Below are 19533 nucleotides of genomic sequence, written 5' to 3' on the forward strand. Positions count from 1 at the left end.
GCGCCCCTGATGGGCCCGTACCGGTGGCGCACGACGGTGTGCTCCGCAATTGCGAGCAACGTAGGGAGCGCTTGTTTCGCGGTCCTACCCGAATCGTTTCCGGCTGATTACCTAACCCGGAGCACGCAGGTGGAGAGGGAGATTTCCCCTCTGCACAAGGGGTTTCTCCGGGTGGGTCAGTTCTCGAGCACGTTCACGAGCCGCGCGACCGGGCTGCTCAGGCCCCACTGCTCCGCGATCGCCGCGAGCATCTCCGGCTCGGCGGGGGAGTCCGGGAGCGTCAGGTCGGGCGCGCCGAGATCGATGTCGCGCGCGACCGCGACGACCTTCGGGGCCACCTCCAGGTAGTCCAGGGCGGCCTTGATCCGGCCGCGTGGTCCCGGGCCCATGTCCCCGTCGGGGTCGAGGGCCGCCGCGATGATCGCGTCGAGGTCACCGAACCTGTTCAGCAGCAGGGCCGCGGTCTTGTCGCCGATCCCCGCCACCCCGGGCAGCCCGTCGGAGGAGTCCCCGCGCAGGGTCGCGAAGGCGGCGTACTGGTCCGCGTTCACGTCGTAGCGCTCCCGCACCCAGGCGTTGTCCACCCGCTCGTGCTTGCCGACACCGCGGGCCGTGTAGAGCACGCGCACCTGCGCGTCGTCGTCGACGAGCTGGAAGAGGTCCCGGTCGCCGGTGACGATGTCGACCGGCATCCCCGCGTCGGTGGCGAGGGTGCCGATCACGTCGTCGGCCTCGTAGTGGTCGGCACCCACGATCGCGATCCCGAACGCCTCGAGCGTGGCCCGGATCAGCGGGACCTGCTGCTCGAGGGGGTCGGGGACCTCCTCGATGTCGGGCGCTTCGGCCCGGGGTGCCACCACCCGGTGCTCCTTGTACGACGGCAGCAGGTCAACCCGCCACTGCGGGCGCCAGTCGTTGTCCCAGCAGCAGGCCAGGTGGGTGGGCTCGTACTCGTCCACGAGGCGGCTGATGAAGTCCAGCAGTCCTCGAACGGCGTTGACCGGCGTCCCGTCCGGGGCACGGACGGTGTCGGGCACCCCGAAGAAGGCGCGGAAGTAGAGCGAAGCGGTGTCCAGGAGCATCAGCCGATCAGCCACTCGGGGAGTCTAGGCGCCCACAGCCCCCCTAGGCTTCGGCCGTGGAGAACATCGATCGTCAGATCCTGGGACTTCTCGCCGACGACGGGAGGATGTCCTACACCGACCTCGGCAAGGCGACCGGTCTCTCGACCAGCGCGGTCCACCAGCGGGTGAAGCGGTTGGAGGAGCGCGGGCTGATCCTGGGGTACGGCGCCACCATCGACCACGCGGCAGCCGGGAAGCCGCTCACCGCGTTCATCTCGATCACCCCGTTCGACCCCTCCGAGCCCGACGACTACCCCCAGCGGCTCGAGGCGATCCCCGAGATCGAGTCGTGCTGGTCGGTGGCGGGGGAGGAGTCCTACATCCTCAAGGTCCGAGTGGGGACGCCCGCGGACCTGGAGGACCTGCTGGCCCGGATCCGCGCGACGGCCAACGTCTCCACGCGCACCACGATCGTGCTCTCCACGCCGTACGAGAACCGTCCGGCGCACTGATTCGCCGAGGACGGCTCAGGACCCGGCGTACGCCGCCTCGAGCTCGTCGATGCGGAACGCACGACGGTCGATCTTCATGAAGCACTCGACGACCCGCTGCACCCGTTCGGGGTCGGGGTCGGACATCATCTTCTCCAGCACGGTTGGGACGACCTGCCAGCTGAACCCGTAGCGGTCCTTGAGCCAGCCGCACATCGACGGCTCGCCACCCTCCACCAGGGTGTCCCAGCACCGGTCGATCTCCTCCTGGGTGTCGCAGGGGACCGAGAACGAGACCGACTCGTTGGCCTCGAACCTGGTGTCGCCGCCGTTGAGCGCGACGAAGGGCTGGCCCATCAGCTCGAAGTCGATCGTCATCTTCTGTCCGGCGTAGGCGCCGGCGTCGGGGCCGTGCTCGGTGCTGTCGAGGATCCGGCTGTCCTCGAAGAGCGCGCAGTAGAAGTCCACCGCCTCCTCGATCTTGCCGTCGTTGATCCACAGGTACGGGACGATCTTCTGCATCGGCTTCTCCTAGGTTCGGTGTCGCCGGGACTGACCCGGGAAGGGCGCGAGAATCATCGTTCCGGGGTCCTGTCGCGCAGCCGCTGCACGACGGGGGCGCTCGAGCCCGGCAGCACAGCCGCCCGCTCGGCCGGCAGCGCCACCGAGCAGGCCACGCCGGGCGCGATCCGGTAGGGGTTCGAGAGCAGCACGCTGCCCACCACCCGTCGCAGCCGGGAGATCTCCGCACGCACCGTGACCGCCCGCTGCTCGTCGTCGAACAGGTCCAGCGCGAGCCCCGTGGCGGTGCGTCCCCCGTGACCCGACTCGACCATCGCGGCGACGATCTCGGCGTGGCGCGGCGAGAGCCGGCGCGCCCAGGCCCCGCTCGGTCCCTCGACCCGCAGGCAGGGTGTCCCGGTCAGGTCGAGGACCAGGGACGAGGGCGCCTGGTGGGGCTCGGCGTCGAGCCGGAGCAGCCAGCCGCCCGCCAAGGGCTCGGCGTGGGCCCGGCCGAGGTGCGGCAGCCACACCGCCCCACCGGTGAGGTCGTCCGGGAGCGCGACCCGCTCCGGCATCCGGGCACCCACCGCTGCCGCGAGGTGGCCGTCGGCGTCCACGGCCAGGGCGTCGCCCGCGATCGTTGCCAGCAACGGCGCCGCCGTCGACCGCAGCCGGTCCAGGTCGGCCCGCCGGCGTTCGACGAGCTCCATCGAGGTCAGCCGGGCGGCCATCTCGACCAGCGCCAGCTCGGCGGGGTGCATCCCGCGCGAGGGGCCGCTCACGTCCACGACCCCCAGGGTCCGCCCCGACCACGGGTCCCGCAGCGGGGACGCGGCACACCCCCAGGCGGTGTGGGACTCCACGAAGTGCTCGGGCCCCTGGATGTGCACTCCCTCACCGAGGACCAGGGCGGTCCCGATGGCGTTGGTCCCGACGTTGCTCTCGGTCCAGGCCGAGCCGCCCACGAAGCCGAGACCGTCGGCCATCCGGCGTACGCCGCTGGACCCGATCCGCCACAGCACCCGGCCCTCGGCGTCGGCCACCACGACCAGCTGACCCGCGTCGGTCACCGGCGAGAGCGTCTCGGCCAGCCGGGGCACAAACTCGGCCAGGCCGCTGCGGACGCGACGGGCCTCGAGCTCGGAGCCGGAGAGCGGGGGGACGTCGGGGACCGAGCCGGGCTCGAGCCCGCACGCGGCGACGCGGCGCCAGGAGGCGGCCACGGTGGTGCGGGGAGCGTCGGGAGCACCATCGCCGGAGAGCACGGCGTCGCGGCTGCGGTGCAGCTGGAGCTCGTCCATGTCGCCTCCCAGTGACCTCCCCGCCGCACGACAGGGATTGCAACGTGCTGCAACCCTGTCACCGGGACCTCCCGGTGGTGTGTGCTCGGTCACACCAATGTAGGCGAAGGAGAGACCATGACCCAGGCCCCCGAGCGGGAGAACGTGCAGGCTCCCACCGGCCCCACCCCCCAGTCCCGCGTCGACGCCTGGCTCGGCGACTTCGAGTCGGCGCTGCAGGCCCGCGACGTGGACCGGGCGGCGGGGCTGTTCTCCACCGACAGCTTCTGGCGCGACCTCGTCGCCTTCACCTGGAACCTGAGGACCGTCGAGGGGCGCGAGGGAGTCACCGACCTGCTCACCCAGACGCTCGAGGGCACCGATCCGTCCGGCTTCGCGACCGAGGAGCCCCCCGAGGAGGCCGACGGGGTGATCACCGCCTGGATCACCTTCGAGACCGGCGTGGGGCGCGGCCGCGGCCTGCTCCGGCTCAGGCAGGAGAACGGCGACGAGGAGCCGGTGGACCGCGCCCATGACCGGGCCCATGACCGGGCCCATGACCGGGCGTGGACCCTGCTCACCGCCCTCTACGAGCTCAAGGGTCACGAGGAGCCTCGGGGCACCCACCGGCCGATGGGCGCCGAGCACGGCGCCAACAAGGATCGCCGTACGTGGAAGGAGAAGCTCCAGGACGAGGCAGAGAGCCTGGGCAGCACCACGCAGCCCTACGTGCTGGTCATCGGGGGCGGGCAGGGCGGCATCGCCCTCGGGGCCCGCCTGCGCCAGCTGGGGGTCCCCGCCCTGGTGATCGACAAGCACCCGCGGCCCGGCGACCAGTGGCGCAACCGCTACAAGTCGCTGTGCCTGCACGACCCGGTCTGGTACGACCACCTGCCCTACCTGAAGTTCCCCGACACGTGGCCGGTGTTCGCGCCCAAGGACAAGATCGGCGACTGGCTGGAGTCCTACACCAAGGTGATGGAGGTGCCCTACTGGTCGAGCACCACCGCCACCAGCGCCACCTGGTCACCGGGCTCCGCTGATTCTGGGGGAGGGGAGTGGACCGTCGAGGTGGAGCGGGAGGGGCAGCCGCTGACCCTGCGGCCCACCCAGCTCGTCTTCGCCACCGGCATGTCCGGCAAACCCAACATCCCGGAGATCCCCGGGACCGACCTGTTCCGCGGCGACGTGCACCACTCCTCGGCCCACCCGGGACCCGACCCCTACAGCGGCAAGAAGGTGGTGGTGATCGGCAGCAACAACTCCGCCTTCGACATCTGCGGCGCGCTGTGGGAGAACGACGTCGACGTGACGATGGTGCAGCGCAGCTCCACTCACATCGTGCGCAGCGACAGCCTGATGGAGATCGGCCTCGGGGACCTCTACTCCGAGCGGGCGGTGGCGTCGGGGATGACGACCGAAAAGGCCGACATGGTCTTCGCCTCGCTGCCCTACCGGATCATGCACACCTTCCAGATCCCGCTCTACGACCAGATGCGCGAGCGGGACCGCGACTTCTACGAGCGGCTCGAGGGCGCCGGCTTCGACCACGACTGGGGCGACGACGGCTCGGGCCTGTTCATGAAGTACCTGCGCCGCGGCTCGGGCTACTACATCGACGTGGGCGCGGCCGACCTGGTCGCCAACGGCGACGTCAAGCTGGTGCGTGGCCAGGTCGACCACCTCACCGAGGACGCCGTCGTCCTCGAGGACGGGACCGAGCTGCCCGCCGACGTGGTCGTGCTCGCCACCGGCTACGGCTCGATGAACGGCTGGGTCGCCGACCTGATCGACCAGGAGACCGCCGACCGGCTGGGCAAGGTCTGGGGCCTCGGGTCCGACACCACCAAGGACCCCGGTCCCTGGGAAGGGGAGCAGCGCAACATGTGGAAGCCGACGCAGGTGGAGAACCTGTGGATGCACGGCGGCAACCTGCACCAGTCCCGGCACTACTCGCTCTACCTCGCGCTCCAGCTCAAGGCCCGTCACGAGGGGATCGACACCCCGGTCTACGGGCTGCAGGAGGTGCACCACACCTCCTAGTCAGCTGAGCAGGTCGAGCACCGCCGCCTCGAGGGTGCGCTGCTTCTCCGCGGGTGAGTCATACTCCCTGCTCACCAGCTCGGGGTCGATCGTGGTGCCGTTCTCGTAGAGGTCGATCACCCGCGGGTCGATGTAGGAGTTCTTCGCGATCGTCGGGGTGTTGCCGAGGTACTCCGAGACCTCGGAGACCGCCGCCTTGATCGCCCGCTGCCGCGAACGCTTGGTGTCCCCGGGCTCGGAGGAGGCGGCCAGGGCGGCGGCCGCCAGCACGGTGGCGTGCCAGGTGCGGAAGTCCTTGGCGGTGAGGTCCTGCAGGTGCCCGCTGAGGTAGGCGTTCACCGAGGTGGAGTCGAGGTCGCGCCAGCGGCGCTGCAGCTGGTAGGCGAGCAGCCGGGCGCTGCCGCCGCGGCGCCGGCGCAGGGACTCCAGCACCGCGAGCACCTCCGGGTCGTCGATCTCGATGCTGTGCTCGATCCCGGACTTGCCGGTGAACTTGAACACCAGCCGGTCCCGCTGCTTGCGTACGTGCCGCTTCTCCAGCGTGGTCAGGCCGAAGGAGCCGTTGGTCTCGGCGTAGATGTCGCTGCCGATCCGGAAGTAGCCCAGGTCGAGCAGGCGTACGGCGACCGAGCTGGCCCGCTCCAGGGGCATCCCCTCCAGGGCGAGGTCGCGCGAGATCGCCTCCCGGGCTGCCGGGAGCTGGCGTGCCGCGGTGAGCACCCGGTCGAACTTCATCTGGTCCCGCTTGATCCGCCAGTGCGGGTGGTAGAGGTACTGGCGACGGCCGGCGTCATCGGTCCCCACGGCCTGGATGTGCCCGTTGGGGTACGGCGAGATCCACACGTCCTTCCAGGCCGGCGGGATCGCCAGCGACCGGATCCGCTGGATCTCGTCGGGGTCGGTGATCCGCAGGCCCGCCTGGTCCAGGTAGTAGAACCCCGACCCCGCGCGCCGCCGGCTCAGGCCCGTGCTGCTCGGGGAGACCGTCCTCAGTCGTGGCATGGAGGAGATGTTCCCCCACGCACGGGCCGGTATGCCGGTGATTCGTGCCAGCACGCGCACGAAAACCAGTGGGCACTGTCAGTCCCCGCCCGCACACTGGTCCCGGAGGACACCATGACGGAGCAGGCCACCCGGTCCGGGGCGACCGGGACGAACGACGCTGCTGCGGGCCGCGCGCCCGCGGGCGGCGGGCCGTCGCTTGCCCGTGCCCTGCGCCCGTTCCGACGGGGCCCCTACCGCCGGCTTGCCCTCGCCCTCGCCCTGTCGACGTTCGCGTCGGGGGTGTGGGTGGTCGCCCTGGTCTGGGAGGTCATCCGCATCGGGGGCGGCCCGGGACAGCTGTCCTTGGTCTCCACGGCCGGTGCGGTCGGCGTACTGCTGCCTGCGCTGCTCGGCGGCGTCGTCGCGGACCGGGTGCCGCAGAAGTGGATCCTGCTCTGCGTCGCCGCGGTCGAGCTCGCCGGGATGTCCCTGGTGGCGGTGCTCTCGCTGCTCGACCTCACCCAGGTGTGGCACCTCGCGGCCGTCTCCTTCGTCGCTGGCACGGGGATGGCCTTCTACTACCCGGCCTACTCGGCCTGGCTGCCGGCGCTGGTGGAGGAGACCGACCTCCAGGCCGTCAACGGCTTCGAGGGGATGGTCCGTCCGACTCTGGGCCAGGCCGTGGGACCCGGCGTTGCAGGCGCCGTGGTGGGTGCGGCCTCCGCCGGCGCAGCGGTGGCTGTCGCGGCCGGTGCCTCGCTGGCAGGTCTGCTCGCGCTGTCACTGGTGCCGCTCACGGCGGTCCGCCGGGACTTCGAAACGGCGGAGCAGGGTGGCGCAGTGTCCTCGGCCCTGCGCGACGTGCGCGAGGGCTTCGGCTACATGGTGCGTACGCCGTGGCTGCTGGCGTCGCTGCTGTTCGTCTCGGTGATGCTGCTGGCGATCATGGGGCCCTTCGAGGTGCTGATCCCGTTCCTGATCAAGGACAAGCTCGGCGGAGGTCCGGGCGACCACGCGCTGGTGATGGCTGCCTTCGGCATCGGCGGCGCCATCGGGGCGCTGGCGGTGGCGGCGGTGAAGCTGCCACGGCGCTACCTGACGGTGATGAACCTGCTCTGGGGCATCGGCTGCCTGCCGATGATCGTGATCGGGCTCGCCACCGAGGTGTGGATGATCGTGGTCGCCGCGTTCGTCTTCGGCGCGATGTTCTCGGCACCGATGGTCATCTGGGGAACGCTGCTTCAGCGCCGGGTGCCCGCACACATGCTCGGCCGGATCGCCTCGCTGGACTTCTTCCTCTCGGTCAGCCTGATGCCGGTCTCGATGGCGCTCGCCGCCCCCGTCTCCGACCTGCTCGGCATGCGCACGACGTTCTTCATCGCCGGGCTGCTCCCCGGCGTGGTCGCGATCGTCGCGATCGTGTGGGCGCGGATGCCGCAGGACGAGCTCGCGCACCCGCTGGCGGACTAGCGGACCGAGGACCACCATGCCCGGCCCTCGGCCGGAAGCGAGTGGATCGGGTCGTAGTACTCGTAGGTGCGGGTCAGGGCGTCGGTGTCCTCGGCCTCGATCGAGGTGCGGTAGTTCTTCGTCCAGTACGAGATGCCCCGCTCCCGGTCGTAGTCGCTGAGCTGGTGCACCCAGCGCTTCCCCACGAACGGCACGTCGCACACGATGCGCGGGGTCGCGAACCCGGGCAGGTAGCCCATGATGTGGTGCTGCAGGTCCTGGGCCGCGGACACCGGGATCCGCCAGTGCTCGGCCGCCGGGATCATGTCGCACAGGTAGAAGTAGTAGGGCATGATCTGCGCCCCGTCGAGCAGCCGGAAGCACAGGTCGAGCAGCGCGTGCGGGTCGGCGTTGACGCCGCCGAGCAGCACCCCCTGGTTGCGCACGTCCCGCACGCCCGCCTCGAACATCGCCGCCGCCGCCCGGGCCACCAGCGGCGTCACCGAGTTGGCGTGGTTGACGTGGGTGTGCAGCGCGATCGCCACGCCACGGGTCCGGGCCGTTGCGCAGACCCGCTCCATCCCCTCGCGGACCTCGTCCTGCAGCCAGTGCTGGGGCAGGCCCATCAGCGCCTTGGTCGCCAGCCGGACGTCACGGACGTTGTCGATCTCCAGCAGCTTGGTGAGGAACTCCTCGAGCCGCGCCCACGGCATGTTCGCGACATCGCCGCCGGAGACCACCACGTCACGCACCTCGGGGTGGACGCGCAGGTAGTCGAGCATCCCGGCGTGCCGGTCCACCGGCTTGCCGAGGAACTTCAGCTTGTCCACCGTCGGGGTCGAGTTGCCGACGAGGTCCATCCGGGTGCAGTGCCCGCAGTACTGCGGGCAGGTGGGCAGCAGCTCGGCCAGCACCTTGGTGGGATAGCGGTGGGTGAGCCCCTCGGCTGCCCACATGTCGTGCTCGTGCAGCGAGTCACGGCTCGCGTAGGGGTGCGAGGTCCAGTCCGTACGGCGGTCGGAGAAGACCGGGATCATGTAGCGGCGTACCGGGTCGGCGTAGAACGCCTCGGTCAGCGACCCCGGCCCGGCCGGGACCAGGTCGGGCGCCATCGTGTTCATCATCTGCGGCGTGACGAGCATGGACATCGTCGCCCGCTCCGCCTGGTCGCGTTCCAGATCGGCGTAGAAGCGCTCGTCGAGGAGGTCGCCGAGCAGCTCACGGAGCTGGCGGAGGTTCTTCACGCAGTGCGCGCGCTGCCACTGGACGCTCTCCCACTGCGCCTGTGTGACCTCGCGCCACCCCGGGAACCGGGTCCAGTCCGGCTCGACCAGGTCCACCCGGCGGTAGGAGTAGGGCTGAGCCGCCTGCCCGTTCAGCCCGTGGCCGACGGCGGCGATGGGCGTCTCGATGCTCATGTGCTTCTCCTCCTACGCCGGGCCGTGCGCGGTGTTTGGCTGTGCCGTCCCCTACCTGAGACAGTATGAGCATCATCTTGCGGGTACACCAACTGTGAACCGCAAGATCTCCTGTACGTATTGGATTTCACCGGAAGGATTGCGTCAGTCGTGGGACAAATGGCAGGTGACCCGGTCGGGATGCACCGGGTGCTGGAACCGTCGGGGGTGCTCCCGCAGGCGGCGTGGAGGCTGGACACGGACCCGGTCGTGCGCGACACCGAGGTCCGGGTGCGGATCGAGCGGCTCAACCTCGACGCCGCCTCCTTCCGGCAGCTGGAGACCAAGCACGACGGCGACGGGGACGCCGTACGACGCGAGGTGCTCGAGATCGTTGCCAGCCGCGGCAAGATGCACAACCCGGTCACCGGCTCCGGCGGGATGCTGGTCGGCACCGTCGAGGAGGTGGGGGAGGCCTCGCCCCTCGGCCTGGCCGTGGGGGACCGGGTGGCGACGCTGGTGTCCCTGACCCTGACCCCGCTGGTGATCGAGGACGGGCTCGCCCGCTGGGACGGCCGGTCCGAGCAGGTGCCCGCCGACGGCTACGCCGTGCTGTTCGGCCGCAGCGTCGCCGCCAGGCTGCCGGAGGACCTGCCGGCCTCGCTCGCGCTCGCGGTGATGGACGTGTGCGGTGCGCCCGCGCTGGCCGAGCGCCACGTGCGCAGGTACGCCGACCCGGTGGTCGTGGTGATCGGCGGGGCCGGGAAGTCCGGGTCGCTGTGCCTCGCGGCCGCCCGCCGCGCCGGCGCCCGGCGGACCGTCGCCGTCGTGCCCACCCAGGGGGAGGCCGACCTGCTCGGTCCCGAGGGCCCCGGTGCCGGTCTCGCCGACGTGGTGGTGACCTGCGACGCCCGGGACCCGGTGGCGCTGCGCGACGCCGTCACCGCAGCCGCGGGGGGACCCGCGGACCTCACCATCGTGTGCGTCGACGTCCCCGGGTGCGAGGGCGGGGCGATCCTGTGCACCGCGGACGGCGGCACGGTGGTGTTCTTCTCGATGGCCACCTCGTTCAGTGCCGCGGCCCTCGGCGCCGAGGGACTCGCGGCGGACGTGACCATGATCGTCGGCAACGGCTACGTCCCCGGCCACGCGGAGCTCGCCCTGGAGATCGTCCGGGGCGAACCGGCTGTCCGGCGGCTCTTCGACAGGAGGCTCGAGGCGTGAGCGGCATCGAGAACAAGCTGGGACTGGACCCCGCGACGGTGAGCCGGGCCCGCAGCCTGGCCCGCACCGTCGGGGAGCCGATCGTCGAGCTGGCCCGGGCCCACACCACGGTCTCGGTGGAGCGGGCCACGCTCCGGCTGGCCGGGCTCGCCGGCGCCGACCCGGACGGGACCCCGTGGGTCAACCGGCTCGCAGATGCGGTGCGTGCCGACGTCGGTCTCGAGCACGGGCTCGCGCTGCCGGTGTGGGACGCCCTGCTCCGCGGTGAGGCCGACGACCTCGAGACCCTGGCCCAGAAGGCGTCCTCGGGCTCGGCCCGCTTCGGCGTCCCCGAGGGGCCGGCGGCCCAGCGTGCCCGGGAGGCCGCCCGCGCCCAGGTGGGTGCCGGCGTACGCCGCATCGACGCGCGCCGGCGCGAGCGCGAGCAGCTGGTCGCCGAGATCGGGGACGCGCCCCGGCAACCGTGGATCTACCTGATCGTGGCCACCGGGGACATCCACGAGGACATCCCGCAGGCCCAGCAGGCCGCCCGCGAGGGCGCCGACGTGATCGCGGTGATCCGCTCGACCGGGCAGTCGCTGCTCGACTACGTGCCCGAGGGGGCGACCCGGGAGGGCTTCGCCGGCACCTACGCCACGCAGGAGAACTTCCGCCTGATGCGCGCGGCGCTCGACGAGTCGAGCCGGGAGCTGGGGCGCTACGTGCGCCTGACCAACTACGCGAGCGGCCTGTGCATGCCCGAGATCGCCGCGCTCGCGGGCCTGGAGCGCCTCGACATGATGCTCAACGACTCGATGTACGGGATCCTGTTCCGCGACATCAACCCGGTGCGCACCTTCGTGGACCAGCGGTTCAGCCGGCAGGTGCACGCGCGGGCCGGGATCATCATCAACACCGGCGAGGACAACTACCTCACCACCGCCGACGCGGTCGAGGCGGCGCACACGGTGACCACCAGCCAGCTGCTCAACGAGTACTTCGCCAAGGAGGCCGGCCTCGAGGACTGGCAGCTGGGCCTGGGCCACGCCTTCGAGATCGACCCGGCGGTCCCGGAGTCGTTCCGGATGGAGCTGGCTCATGCGCTGCTCGCCCGGGAGCTGTTCCCGGACGCCCCCCTGAAGTGGATGCCGCCCACGCGCCACATGACCGGCGACATCTTCCGCGGCTACCTGCTCGACGGGTTCTTCAACCTCGCGGGCGCGCTCACCGGCCAGGGGATCCTGCTGGTCGGGATGATGACCGAGGCCGTGGTGACGCCGTGGATCAGCGACCGCGACCTGGCCCTGCAGAACGTCCGCTACGTGCTGGAGGCCGCGGGGTCGCTGCACGAGGACTTCCGTCCTGCCCCGGACGGCTTCATCGTCCAGCGTGCCCGGCAGGTGCTCGGCGAGGCGATCGACCTGCTGGACCGGATCGCCGGCGACCGGGACAGCAGCGGCCACCCGCCCCTGCTCGCGGCGATCGCCGACGGCACCTTCGGCCTGATGAAGCGCCCGGCCGACGCCGGGCGGGGGCTGGACGGGGTCGTCGAGAAGGCACCGGAGTACTACAACCCCGCAACCGAGATCCTGGAGGAGTGACGTGGATTCGACAAGCTCAACCGCCAGTGATGACGGCGGGAAGCGGTTGCTGCGGCCGTACGGCGACACGACCGGGGACGGGATGGTGCAGCTGTCGTTCACGCTGCCGATGCCGCACTCCAAGGTCGCCGAGGGCGCTGCGATCCAGCTGGCCGGGAAGATGGGGATGCAGCCGGCCCTGGTCGCGCACGCGAAGCCGATGGGCCCGGACTTCACCTTCTTCGTGGTCTACGGCCGGGTGAACCACCTGGTCGACCCCTCGGCGGTCGAGGTGGTCGAGCGGGACTACGAGCTGCTCACCCCGGCCGAGGTGAATGCGGCCGTCCGGGCGTCCATGCGCCGCCGGCTGGTGGTCGTGGGGGCCTGCATCGGCACCGACGCCCACACCGTCGGCATCGACGCGATCCTGAACATCAAGGGGTTCGCGGGGGAGAAGGGGCTGGAGTACTACCGCGAGCTGAAGGTCGTGAACCTCGGCGCCCAGGTCTCGGTCCCGCAGCTGGTCGAGTCGGCGGTGGCGGAGCAGGCCGACGCGGTCCTGGTCTCCCAGGTGGTCACCCAGCGCGACGCGCACCTGCTGAACACCCGGGAGATGTCCGCGGCGTTCCGCGAGGCGTTCCCGCCCGCGCGCAGGCCGCTGCTCGTGGTCGGCGGCCCGCGGTTCGACGAGACCATGTCCGAGGAGCTGGGGGTCGACCGCGTCTTCACCCGCGGCACGACGCCCGGTGAGGTGGCCAGCTACCTGGTGCACCGGCTGGCGAGCACCCAGGAGGCGTCGTGAGCACCCCCGCAGAGCCCGCAGGCGTCGGCCTGACGGTCGTGCACCGTCGCTACGTGTCCTACGCCCACGCGCACTACGCCGGCTCCCTGGTCGACGGCGCGTGGGGCCTGGGCCTGTTCGGCGACGTGGCCACCGAGCTGTGCATCCGCACCGACGGCGACGAAGGGCTGTTCGCCTCCTACTCCGACGTGCAGTTCCGCGCCCCGGTGCGGGCGGGCGACGTGGTGGAGGCAAGGGGCACCCTGGTCCGGAAGGGCCGGCGGTCGCGGCTGATCGAGTTCGAGCTGCTGGTGGTCGCCCGCGGGGACACCAGCGGTGGTTCCGGCTCCTCGGCGCGGGTCCTCGACGAGCCAGTGGTGGCGACCACTGCGACCGGCACCGTGGTGGTCCCGTAGGTGGACCAGCACTGGACCACACCGCGGCGTGTCCGGCACGACACGCCGCCCCGTAGAACAAATCACAGATTTTTCCTTCAGTCCTGCACAACGCGCTGACCTGCGATTTCGTCGTGTCACGGCTGGTGGGACCGGTGTTGACAGCAACTAGCCGGGCGGGTGAGGGTTTCGGCGTTACTCCGGGCAGAACGTCAGTCACTCGCCCGACGGATGCAGTTTCGGGCCATCTCACCAAGATGGTCGCGGAGGCTGCACTTGGCGGGTCGGGCAGCGTGGCAACGGCGGGAGGACACGGGGGGAGTGCGGCGACCAGTAGACAACGCATGCGACTCTGACATCCAGTCAGGGCGTGAGCGGTCCGAAGGTTCCCTAGCTCCCCCCGCCCTGCCCCCAGCACCCATCGCGACCGGCCACGAGACTCCGGATAGGTTCAGCGCATGACTGGCCCCGGACGCACCGTGATGGTGATGCCGACCTACAACGAGGCGCTCAACCTGGGCGTGGTCGTCGATCGTCTCCGGGTGGCACAGCCCGACCTCGACATCCTGGTCGTCGACGACGACTCCCCGGACGGCACCGGCGAGCTCGCGGACCGGATCGCGGCGTCCGACCCGCACGTCACGGTCCTCCACCGGGCCGAGAAGCAGGGCCTCGGCGCGGCGTACCTGCACGGCTTCCGGGTCGCCCTGGACCGCGGCTACGACGTCATCGGCGAGATGGACGCCGACGGCTCCCACCAACCCGAGCAGCTGCACCGGCTGCTGGAGGCCCTGGCCGAGGCCGACCTGGTGATCGGCTCCCGGTGGATCCGCGGCGGGAGCATCGTGAACTGGCCGCTGCGGCGCGAGCTGCTCTCCCGGGGCGGCAACCTCTACATCCGGCTGCTGCTGGGCGTCCACGTGCGCGACGCGACCGCCGGCTACCGCCTGTTCCGTCGTACGACGCTCGAACGGCTCCCGCTCGACGAGATCCAGTCGCTGGGCTACGTCTTCCAGGCCGATCTCGCCTACCGAACCGCGAAGGCGGGGATGCGGGTCGTCGAGGTGCCGATCGAGTTCATCGAGCGCGAGCGCGGCGACTCCAAGATGAGCGCGGACGTGGCGACGGAGTCGCTCAAGCGGATCACCCGGTGGGGGATCAGCGAGCGGCTCCGGCAGCTCAGCCCGCGCCTGGCCCAGAAGAGAGACCAGAAGAGAGAACAGCGGCGTACGCAACAGCCAGACCGGAACACCCCCGGTCACCCGGACGTTGACCAGACATGAGCACAACCAAGAGGCGGAGCTCCCTGTGGTGGCTGCTGCTGATCGCCTTCGTGGTGGTGCCGCTGGTGGAGATCTACGTGATCATCCAGGTCGGCCAGGTCATCGGGGCCTGGTGGACGATCCTCCTGCTCATCGCCGACAGCCTGCTGGGCTCCTGGCTGGTCAAGCGGGAGGGGAGTCGCGCCTGGCGGGCGCTGCAGGCCGCACTTCAGCAGGGCCGGATGCCGGCCCGCGAGCTGGCCGACGGGATCCTGGTCCTGGTGGGCGGCATCTTGATGCTGTCGCCGGGCTTCGTCCTCGACATCCTCGGGATCCTGTGCATCCTCCCGATCACCAGGCCCCTGGGGCGGCGCGTGCTCGCCGGCGCGATCAGCCGGCGGCTGCTCGGGGCCTCCTTCACCACGCCCCCGCAGCCGGGCAACCGGCAGGGAGGCACCCAGCCCCCCTGGACCCCGCCGGGCTGGGCACGACAAAGCCCCGGACCGGGGTTCCCCGACAACGGGGTGGTCCAGGGCGAAGTCGTCGACGACTGGCCCGACGAGGGGCCCGAGGCCGGTCAGCAACCGCCTCGCTGATCACTCAGCGGGAGGCTGCCTTCTTCTTGCGTGCGCTGGGACGGTGCAGGTGCGCCGGGCCGATCTCGCCGCCGCGGAGCAGCTCGAGACGCTCGGTGAGGATGTCCTCGAGCTCCTTGAGCGAACGCCGCTCCAGGAGCATGTCCCAGTGCGTGCGGGCCGGCTTGACGTCCTTGACCTCGGGCTCGATGCCGGAGGTGGCTCGTCCCTCCGCGCCACAGCGCGGGCACTCCCACAGTGCGGGGACGTCGGCCTCGACCGACATCGTGATCTCGAACTCGTGCCCGTGGGCACAGCGGTAGCCGACCTGCTGACGGGCGGCGAACTCGATGCCCCGCTCGTCCTCGAAGCTCTGACCCCCGAGTCGGGCTCCGCGTAGCGTGCGCTCTCCCATGAGAACCTCCAAAATTCTGCTTCCGCGACCAGAGTCGCGGACGCCGTACCCCTCATCGGTACCGCCGCGACGACGGTTCGAAAGCCCGGCCATGACGCCGGTTCGGGTGATCGGTATGTCGGCACCGGTGGTCCCGGGCCATCACGTTGTCCAACGAGTGTGACGCATCAAGGATTCCCACGCACATCTGCGAGGGTCTCCAGCCGTGGATGTTCTTGGTCACACCGTCGCTGGAGCCTGGTTTCCGGCCTCCCGGATGCCCTTGGCCGTGTCCACCTTGAGCAGGATCAGGCCGCCGATCACGAAGAACATGATCAGGGCGAAGATCGCGGGCCGGTAGGAGTCCGTCAGTTGGTAGACGAGGCCGAAGACGAGCGTCCCGAACCAGCTCGTGCCCCGCTCCATCGCGTGGTAGAAGCTGAAGTACTCCGCTTCACGGCCGCGGGGGATGAGCAGGCTGAAGTAGGAGCGCGCCAGCGCCTGGGTGCCGCCCAGCACGATCCCGATCGCGACGGCGAGCAGCAGGAACGCGACGAGCTGCCGCTTCGGGACGAACAGCGCCGCGGTGACGATCATCATCCAGATGACCAGGCCGGCCAGGATCACCGACTTGGCGCCGTAGCGGGCCGCGAACCGGCCGAAGCCGAGGGCGCCGAAGACGGCGACGAACTGGACCACCAGGTAGGTCGCCAGGACGGTGCCGGTGGAGAACTCCAGCTCCTCCACGCCGTAGATCGACGCCGAGGCGATCACGGTCTGGATGCCGTCGTTGAAGAACAGGTAGGCGACCAGGAAGGTCAGCGCCACCGGGTAGTCCCGCAGGCTCTTCAGCGTGGACCACAGCTGGCCGAAGCTGCGCGAGACGTAGCCCCCGGTCTCCGGGACCACGTGCTCCGGCGGCCGGTTCTTCAGCCCCAGGAACGGGATCAGGGTGAACCCGGCCCACCACAGCGCGGCGGAGAGCAGGCTGATCCGCACCGCCATCCCCTCGGTGAGCCCGAACGGCTGCAGGCTGACCAGCACGAAGTTCAGCGCCAGCAGCAGGCCGCCGCCGGCGTACCCGTAGGCCCAGCCCGTCGAGGAGACCCGGTCACGCTCGTCCTCGGTCGAGATCAGGCACAGCAGCGCGTCGTTGAACACCGCGGCCGCACCGAAGCAGAGGTTGGCCACGATGAACGCCACGACGCCGAGCTGCCAGTTGTCGCCCTGGACGAAGAACAGCAGCGACGCCGCGGCGGCGCCCGCCCAGGCGAACCCCGCCATCAGGTCCTTCTTGCGCGAGGTCCGGTCCGCGACGGCTCCCAGCAACGGCAGCAGCACCGCGGAGAGCAGGGTCGAGGCGGTGATCGTGTACGACGGCAGCGCACCCGGCGCGATCGAGAGCCCGAGCACCTGGATCCGGTTGTCGACCGCGGCCTCCTTGGCGATCGCGATCAGGTAGGGGCCGAAGAGGACACCGGCCACCGTGGTGCTGAACGCGGAGTTCGCCCAGTCGTAGAAGTACCACGCGCGCTGCTCCTTGCGGCGTGCGAGCGGTTCCAGGTCTGCGATCCCGGCCGGTGGTGAGCTGGTCATGCGGGGTCCCTCCATAGTCCTCGGTCGGTCAGCACGTCCTTGAGCACGTCGGTGCGGTCCACGATCAGCCCGTCGACGCCCATGTCGAGCAGGGCGTGCAGGCTCTCCGGGTCGTCGATGGAGACCCACCGGGAGTTCTCGTCGCCGGTCCACACGTGCACGTGCAGGCCGGCGCGGTGTGCCCGGCGTACGAACCCGGGAGTGGTCACCGTGATTCTGCGGCGCTTGTGCCGCCAGGGCACCTGCAGCACCGCGGCGCCCCTGGTCCGCAGCGGCAGCGCGAACCTGACGGCCGCCACCTCGTCGGGGGTGGCACTGGAGGCGACCCGGCCGCCGGTCGCCCGCCTGAAGGCCCGCATCCGTTTCCGGGAGAACGACCCGACGCACACCCGCTCGTGGGCCTGCGCCCGGTCGAGGAGCTCCACCAGGGGAGCCACCGCTCCGGGGGACTTCAGGTCGATGTTGAACCGGCAGTCGGGGAACTCCGCGAGCAGCTCGGCCATCGTGGGCACGGCGTGCACCTCGGCGATCCGCGCCAGGGCCACCTCCTCGGAGGTGAGCTCGGCGAGCAGGCCCACCCGGTCCGTGACCCGGTCGAGCGCGGCGTCGTGGAACGCCAGCAGGACACCGTCGCTGGTCGCGTGCACGTCGGTCTCCAGGTAGCGGTAGCCCAGGGACACCGCGTGCCGGAACGCGTGCATCGTGTTCTCGGCGCCGGGGAGGTCGGGGTGCAGGGCGCCCCCGCGGTGGGCCATCGCCACGACCGACCCGGGCGGGCGGTCGTCGAGATAGCTGAACCCGGTCACAGGGACACCGGGCGAGCGCGGGTTCGGCTCCTCCATCACGGTCGCAGTATTCACCGGCACGAGTCGATGATGCTCCTCGAATCGCCGCCGGGCATCCGCGTTCCTACTCACCCCGCACGGGGTGAGTCACTCACAGGTCGTGGAAGGTCTCGATCTGCGCGCCCAGCTCGTTGAGCCGGTCGGCGAGGCCCTCGTAGCCGCGGTGGATCACGTAGGTCGAGCGCAGCACGGAGGTGCCCTTCGAGGCCAGCATCGCCAGCAGGATCACCACCGCGGGACGCAGCGCCGGGGGACAGACGACCTCGGTGCCCGACCAACGGGTGGGCCCCTCGATCATCACCCGGTGCGGGTCCATCAGCGTGACCTTGCCCCCGAGCTTGTTCAGCTCTGTGAGGTAGATCGCCCGGTTCTCGTACACCCAGTCGTGCAGCATCGTCTGGCCCTGCGCGGTGGCCGCGATCACGGCGAAGAACGGCAGGTTGTCGATGTTGAGGCCGGGGAACGGCATCGGGTGGATCTTGTCGATGGGGGAGCGGAGCACGGAGTGCAGCGTGCTCACATCCACCAGCCGGGTGTGGCCGTTGGCCGCGAGGTACTCCTCGGAGAGCCGGTAGCGGAAGCCCATCTCCTCGAGCACCGCGAGCTCGATCTCCATGAACTCGATCGGCACCCGCTTCACGGTGATCTCGGAGTCGGTGACGATCGCGGCTGCGAGCAGCGACATCGCCTCGATCGGGTCCTCGCTCGGGGAGTAGTCGACGTCGACGTCGATGTCGGTGCAGCCGGTGACCACCAGGGTGGTGGTGCCGATGCCTTCGATCTGGACGCCGAGCTTCTGCAGGAAGAAGCACAGGTCCTGGACCATGTAGTTGGAGCTGGCGTTGCGGATCGTGGTGGTGCTGTCGCACAGCGCCGCGGCCATCAGAGCGTTCTCGGTCACGGTGTCGCCGCGCTCGATCAGCACGATCGGCCGGGTCGGGACGATGCCGGTCTGCACCTGCGCGTGGTAGCTGCCCTCGGTGGCCTTCACCTGCAGCCCGAAGGGCCGCAGCGCGGTCATGTGGGGCTCCACGGTGCGGCTGCCGAGGTCACACCCGCCGGCGTACGGCAGCTCGAAGTCGCTGTTGCGGTGCATCAGCGGGCCCAGGAACATGATGATCGAGCGGGTACGGCGCGCCGCCTCCTGGTCGATGCGGCTCAGGTCGAGGTTGGGCGGGGGAGTGATCTCCAGGTCGTTCTCGGCGTTGAGCCAGCGGACCTTCACACCGATGCTCTCGAGCACCTCGATGAGCCGGTTGACCTCCTCGATCCGCGCGACCCGGCGCAGCGTGGTCGGGCCGCGGTTGAGCAGCGAGGCGCACAGCAGCGCGACCCCGGCGTTCTTGGAGGTCTTCACCTCGATCGAGCCGCGCAGCGTCGTGGGTCCGCTGACGCGCAGGTGGGTCGGACCCTGCCCGATGCTCACCAGCGGGGAGTCGAGCGCCTCACCGATCCGCGCGAGCATGTCCAGGGAGAGGTTCTGATGACCTCGTTCGATCCGGTTCACAGCACTCTGGCTGGTGCCGAGCACCTCAGCCAGCTGTTGTTGCGTCCACCCCCGGTGTTTGCGTGCATCGCGGATCAGGTTGCCGATACGGCGCAGGTAGCCCTCAGTCACCAAACGACTGTATCTCAGATATGAGATAGCCAAGCATGGGGTAGCTGCGTGTCGGGGGTGCCGAATGGCCCA

Annotated in this window: 18 protein-coding genes; 9 read left to right on the forward strand and 9 right to left on the reverse strand. The window is 70.4% G+C overall.

The features are described from left to right. Nucleotides 1–176: 176 nt before the first annotated feature. Nucleotides 177–1097: a 5'-3' exonuclease gene (locus tag AC4BGC_RS09275; protein WP_490544124.1), complete on the reverse strand. Its 921-nt coding sequence runs from the start codon at nt 1095–1097 to the stop codon at nt 177–179. A 41-nt stretch (nt 1098–1138) separates the two neighbouring features. On the opposite strand from AC4BGC_RS09275, the gene AC4BGC_RS09280 reads away from it, so the two are divergent. Further along, a complete protein-coding gene (locus AC4BGC_RS09280; protein ID WP_490555289.1) occupies nt 1139–1576 on the forward strand; it encodes an Lrp/AsnC family transcriptional regulator in 438 nt (145 codons plus the stop codon). A gap of 15 nt (nt 1577–1591) precedes the next feature. On the opposite strand, the gene AC4BGC_RS09285 is transcribed toward AC4BGC_RS09280, so the two are convergent. Both AC4BGC_RS09285 and AC4BGC_RS09290 read right to left on the reverse strand, forming a co-directional pair. Next, complete coding sequence (locus tag AC4BGC_RS09285; protein ID WP_490555290.1) at nt 1592–2077, reverse strand: VOC family protein; 486 nt, start codon at nt 2075–2077, stop codon at nt 1592–1594. A 53-nt stretch (nt 2078–2130) separates the two neighbouring features. Continuing rightward, entirely contained in the window at nt 2131–3360 is a 1230-nt protein-coding gene (locus tag AC4BGC_RS09290; RefSeq protein ID WP_490555291.1) for a GAF domain-containing protein, read from the reverse strand. Between the two features lie 117 nt (nt 3361–3477). Here AC4BGC_RS09290 and AC4BGC_RS09295 point away from each other — a divergent pair, with 117 nt between their 5' ends. Beyond that, nucleotides 3478–5382: a flavin-containing monooxygenase gene (locus tag AC4BGC_RS09295; RefSeq protein WP_490555292.1), complete on the forward strand. Its 1905-nt coding sequence runs from the start codon at nt 3478–3480 to the stop codon at nt 5380–5382. Here AC4BGC_RS09295 and AC4BGC_RS09300 read toward each other — a convergent pair whose 3' ends face one another. Further along, the gene (locus AC4BGC_RS09300) at nt 5383–6384 is read right to left on the reverse strand and encodes a DNA topoisomerase IB (RefSeq protein WP_490555293.1); all 1002 of its coding nucleotides are present in this window, start codon (nt 6382–6384) and stop codon (nt 5383–5385) included. It lies immediately after the preceding gene. A 114-nt stretch (nt 6385–6498) separates the two neighbouring features. Here AC4BGC_RS09300 and AC4BGC_RS09305 point away from each other — a divergent pair, with 114 nt between their 5' ends. Then, entirely contained in the window at nt 6499–7836 is a 1338-nt protein-coding gene (locus AC4BGC_RS09305; RefSeq protein WP_490555294.1) for an MFS transporter, read from the forward strand. On the opposite strand, the gene AC4BGC_RS09310 is transcribed toward AC4BGC_RS09305, so the two are convergent. Further along, the gene (locus tag AC4BGC_RS09310; RefSeq protein WP_490555295.1) at nt 7833–9233 is read right to left on the reverse strand and encodes a KamA family radical SAM protein; all 1401 of its coding nucleotides are present in this window, start codon (nt 9231–9233) and stop codon (nt 7833–7835) included. The two genes, AC4BGC_RS09305 and AC4BGC_RS09310, sit on opposite strands and share 4 nt — an antisense overlap. Nucleotides 9234–9392: 159 nt before the next feature. Between AC4BGC_RS09310 and kdd the strand changes: the two genes are divergently transcribed. From kdd to AC4BGC_RS09340, 6 genes are all read left to right on the forward strand, one after another. After that, the gene (gene kdd, locus AC4BGC_RS09315) at nt 9393–10436 is read left to right on the forward strand and encodes an L-erythro-3,5-diaminohexanoate dehydrogenase (protein ID WP_490555736.1); all 1044 of its coding nucleotides are present in this window, start codon (nt 9393–9395) and stop codon (nt 10434–10436) included. Next, the gene (kamD, locus tag AC4BGC_RS09320) at nt 10433–12016 is read left to right on the forward strand and encodes a lysine 5,6-aminomutase subunit alpha (protein WP_490555296.1); all 1584 of its coding nucleotides are present in this window, start codon (nt 10433–10435) and stop codon (nt 12014–12016) included. The genes kdd and kamD overlap by 4 nt, the downstream gene beginning before the upstream one ends. A 1-nt stretch (nt 12017) precedes the next feature. After that, nucleotides 12018–12797: a lysine 5,6-aminomutase subunit beta gene (kamE, locus tag AC4BGC_RS09325; RefSeq protein WP_490555297.1), complete on the forward strand. Its 780-nt coding sequence runs from the start codon at nt 12018–12020 to the stop codon at nt 12795–12797. Beyond that, nucleotides 12794–13192: a 3-aminobutyryl-CoA ammonia lyase gene (gene kal / locus AC4BGC_RS09330; RefSeq protein WP_490544114.1), complete on the forward strand. Its 399-nt coding sequence runs from the start codon at nt 12794–12796 to the stop codon at nt 13190–13192. Before kamE ends, kal begins: the two co-directional genes overlap by 4 nt. Nucleotides 13193–13629: 437 nt before the next feature. Then, nucleotides 13630–14454: a polyprenol monophosphomannose synthase gene (locus AC4BGC_RS09335; protein ID WP_490555298.1), complete on the forward strand. Its 825-nt coding sequence runs from the start codon at nt 13630–13632 to the stop codon at nt 14452–14454. After that, nucleotides 14451–15029, forward strand: coding sequence for an FxsA family protein (locus AC4BGC_RS09340; RefSeq protein WP_490544112.1), 579 nt, complete (start codon nt 14451–14453; stop codon nt 15027–15029). The genes AC4BGC_RS09335 and AC4BGC_RS09340 overlap by 4 nt, the downstream gene beginning before the upstream one ends. Nucleotides 15030–15033: 4 nt before the next feature. Here the strand turns inward: AC4BGC_RS09340 and AC4BGC_RS09345 are convergent, their stop codons facing one another. The 4 genes from AC4BGC_RS09345 to AC4BGC_RS09360 all read right to left on the reverse strand — a co-directional run bounded on the left by AC4BGC_RS09345 (nt 15034) and on the right by AC4BGC_RS09360 (nt 19461). Then, nucleotides 15034–15423, reverse strand: a complete 390-nt coding sequence (locus tag AC4BGC_RS09345; protein ID WP_490544111.1) for an RNA polymerase-binding protein RbpA — start codon at nt 15421–15423, stop codon at nt 15034–15036. A gap of 219 nt (nt 15424–15642) precedes the next feature. Then, the gene (locus AC4BGC_RS09350; protein WP_490544110.1) at nt 15643–16998 is read right to left on the reverse strand and encodes an MFS transporter; all 1356 of its coding nucleotides are present in this window, start codon (nt 16996–16998) and stop codon (nt 15643–15645) included. Continuing rightward, entirely contained in the window at nt 16995–17858 is an 864-nt protein-coding gene (locus AC4BGC_RS09355) for a glycerophosphodiester phosphodiesterase family protein (protein ID WP_490555299.1), read from the reverse strand. Before AC4BGC_RS09355 ends, AC4BGC_RS09350 begins: the two co-directional genes overlap by 4 nt. A gap of 76 nt (nt 17859–17934) precedes the next feature. Further along, complete coding sequence (locus AC4BGC_RS09360) at nt 17935–19461, reverse strand: helix-turn-helix domain-containing protein (RefSeq protein WP_490555301.1); 1527 nt, start codon at nt 19459–19461, stop codon at nt 17935–17937. Between the last annotated feature and the right edge of the window lie 72 nt (nt 19462–19533).

The sequence above is a fragment of the Nocardioides sp. Z38_18 genome (assembly GCF_058215695.1).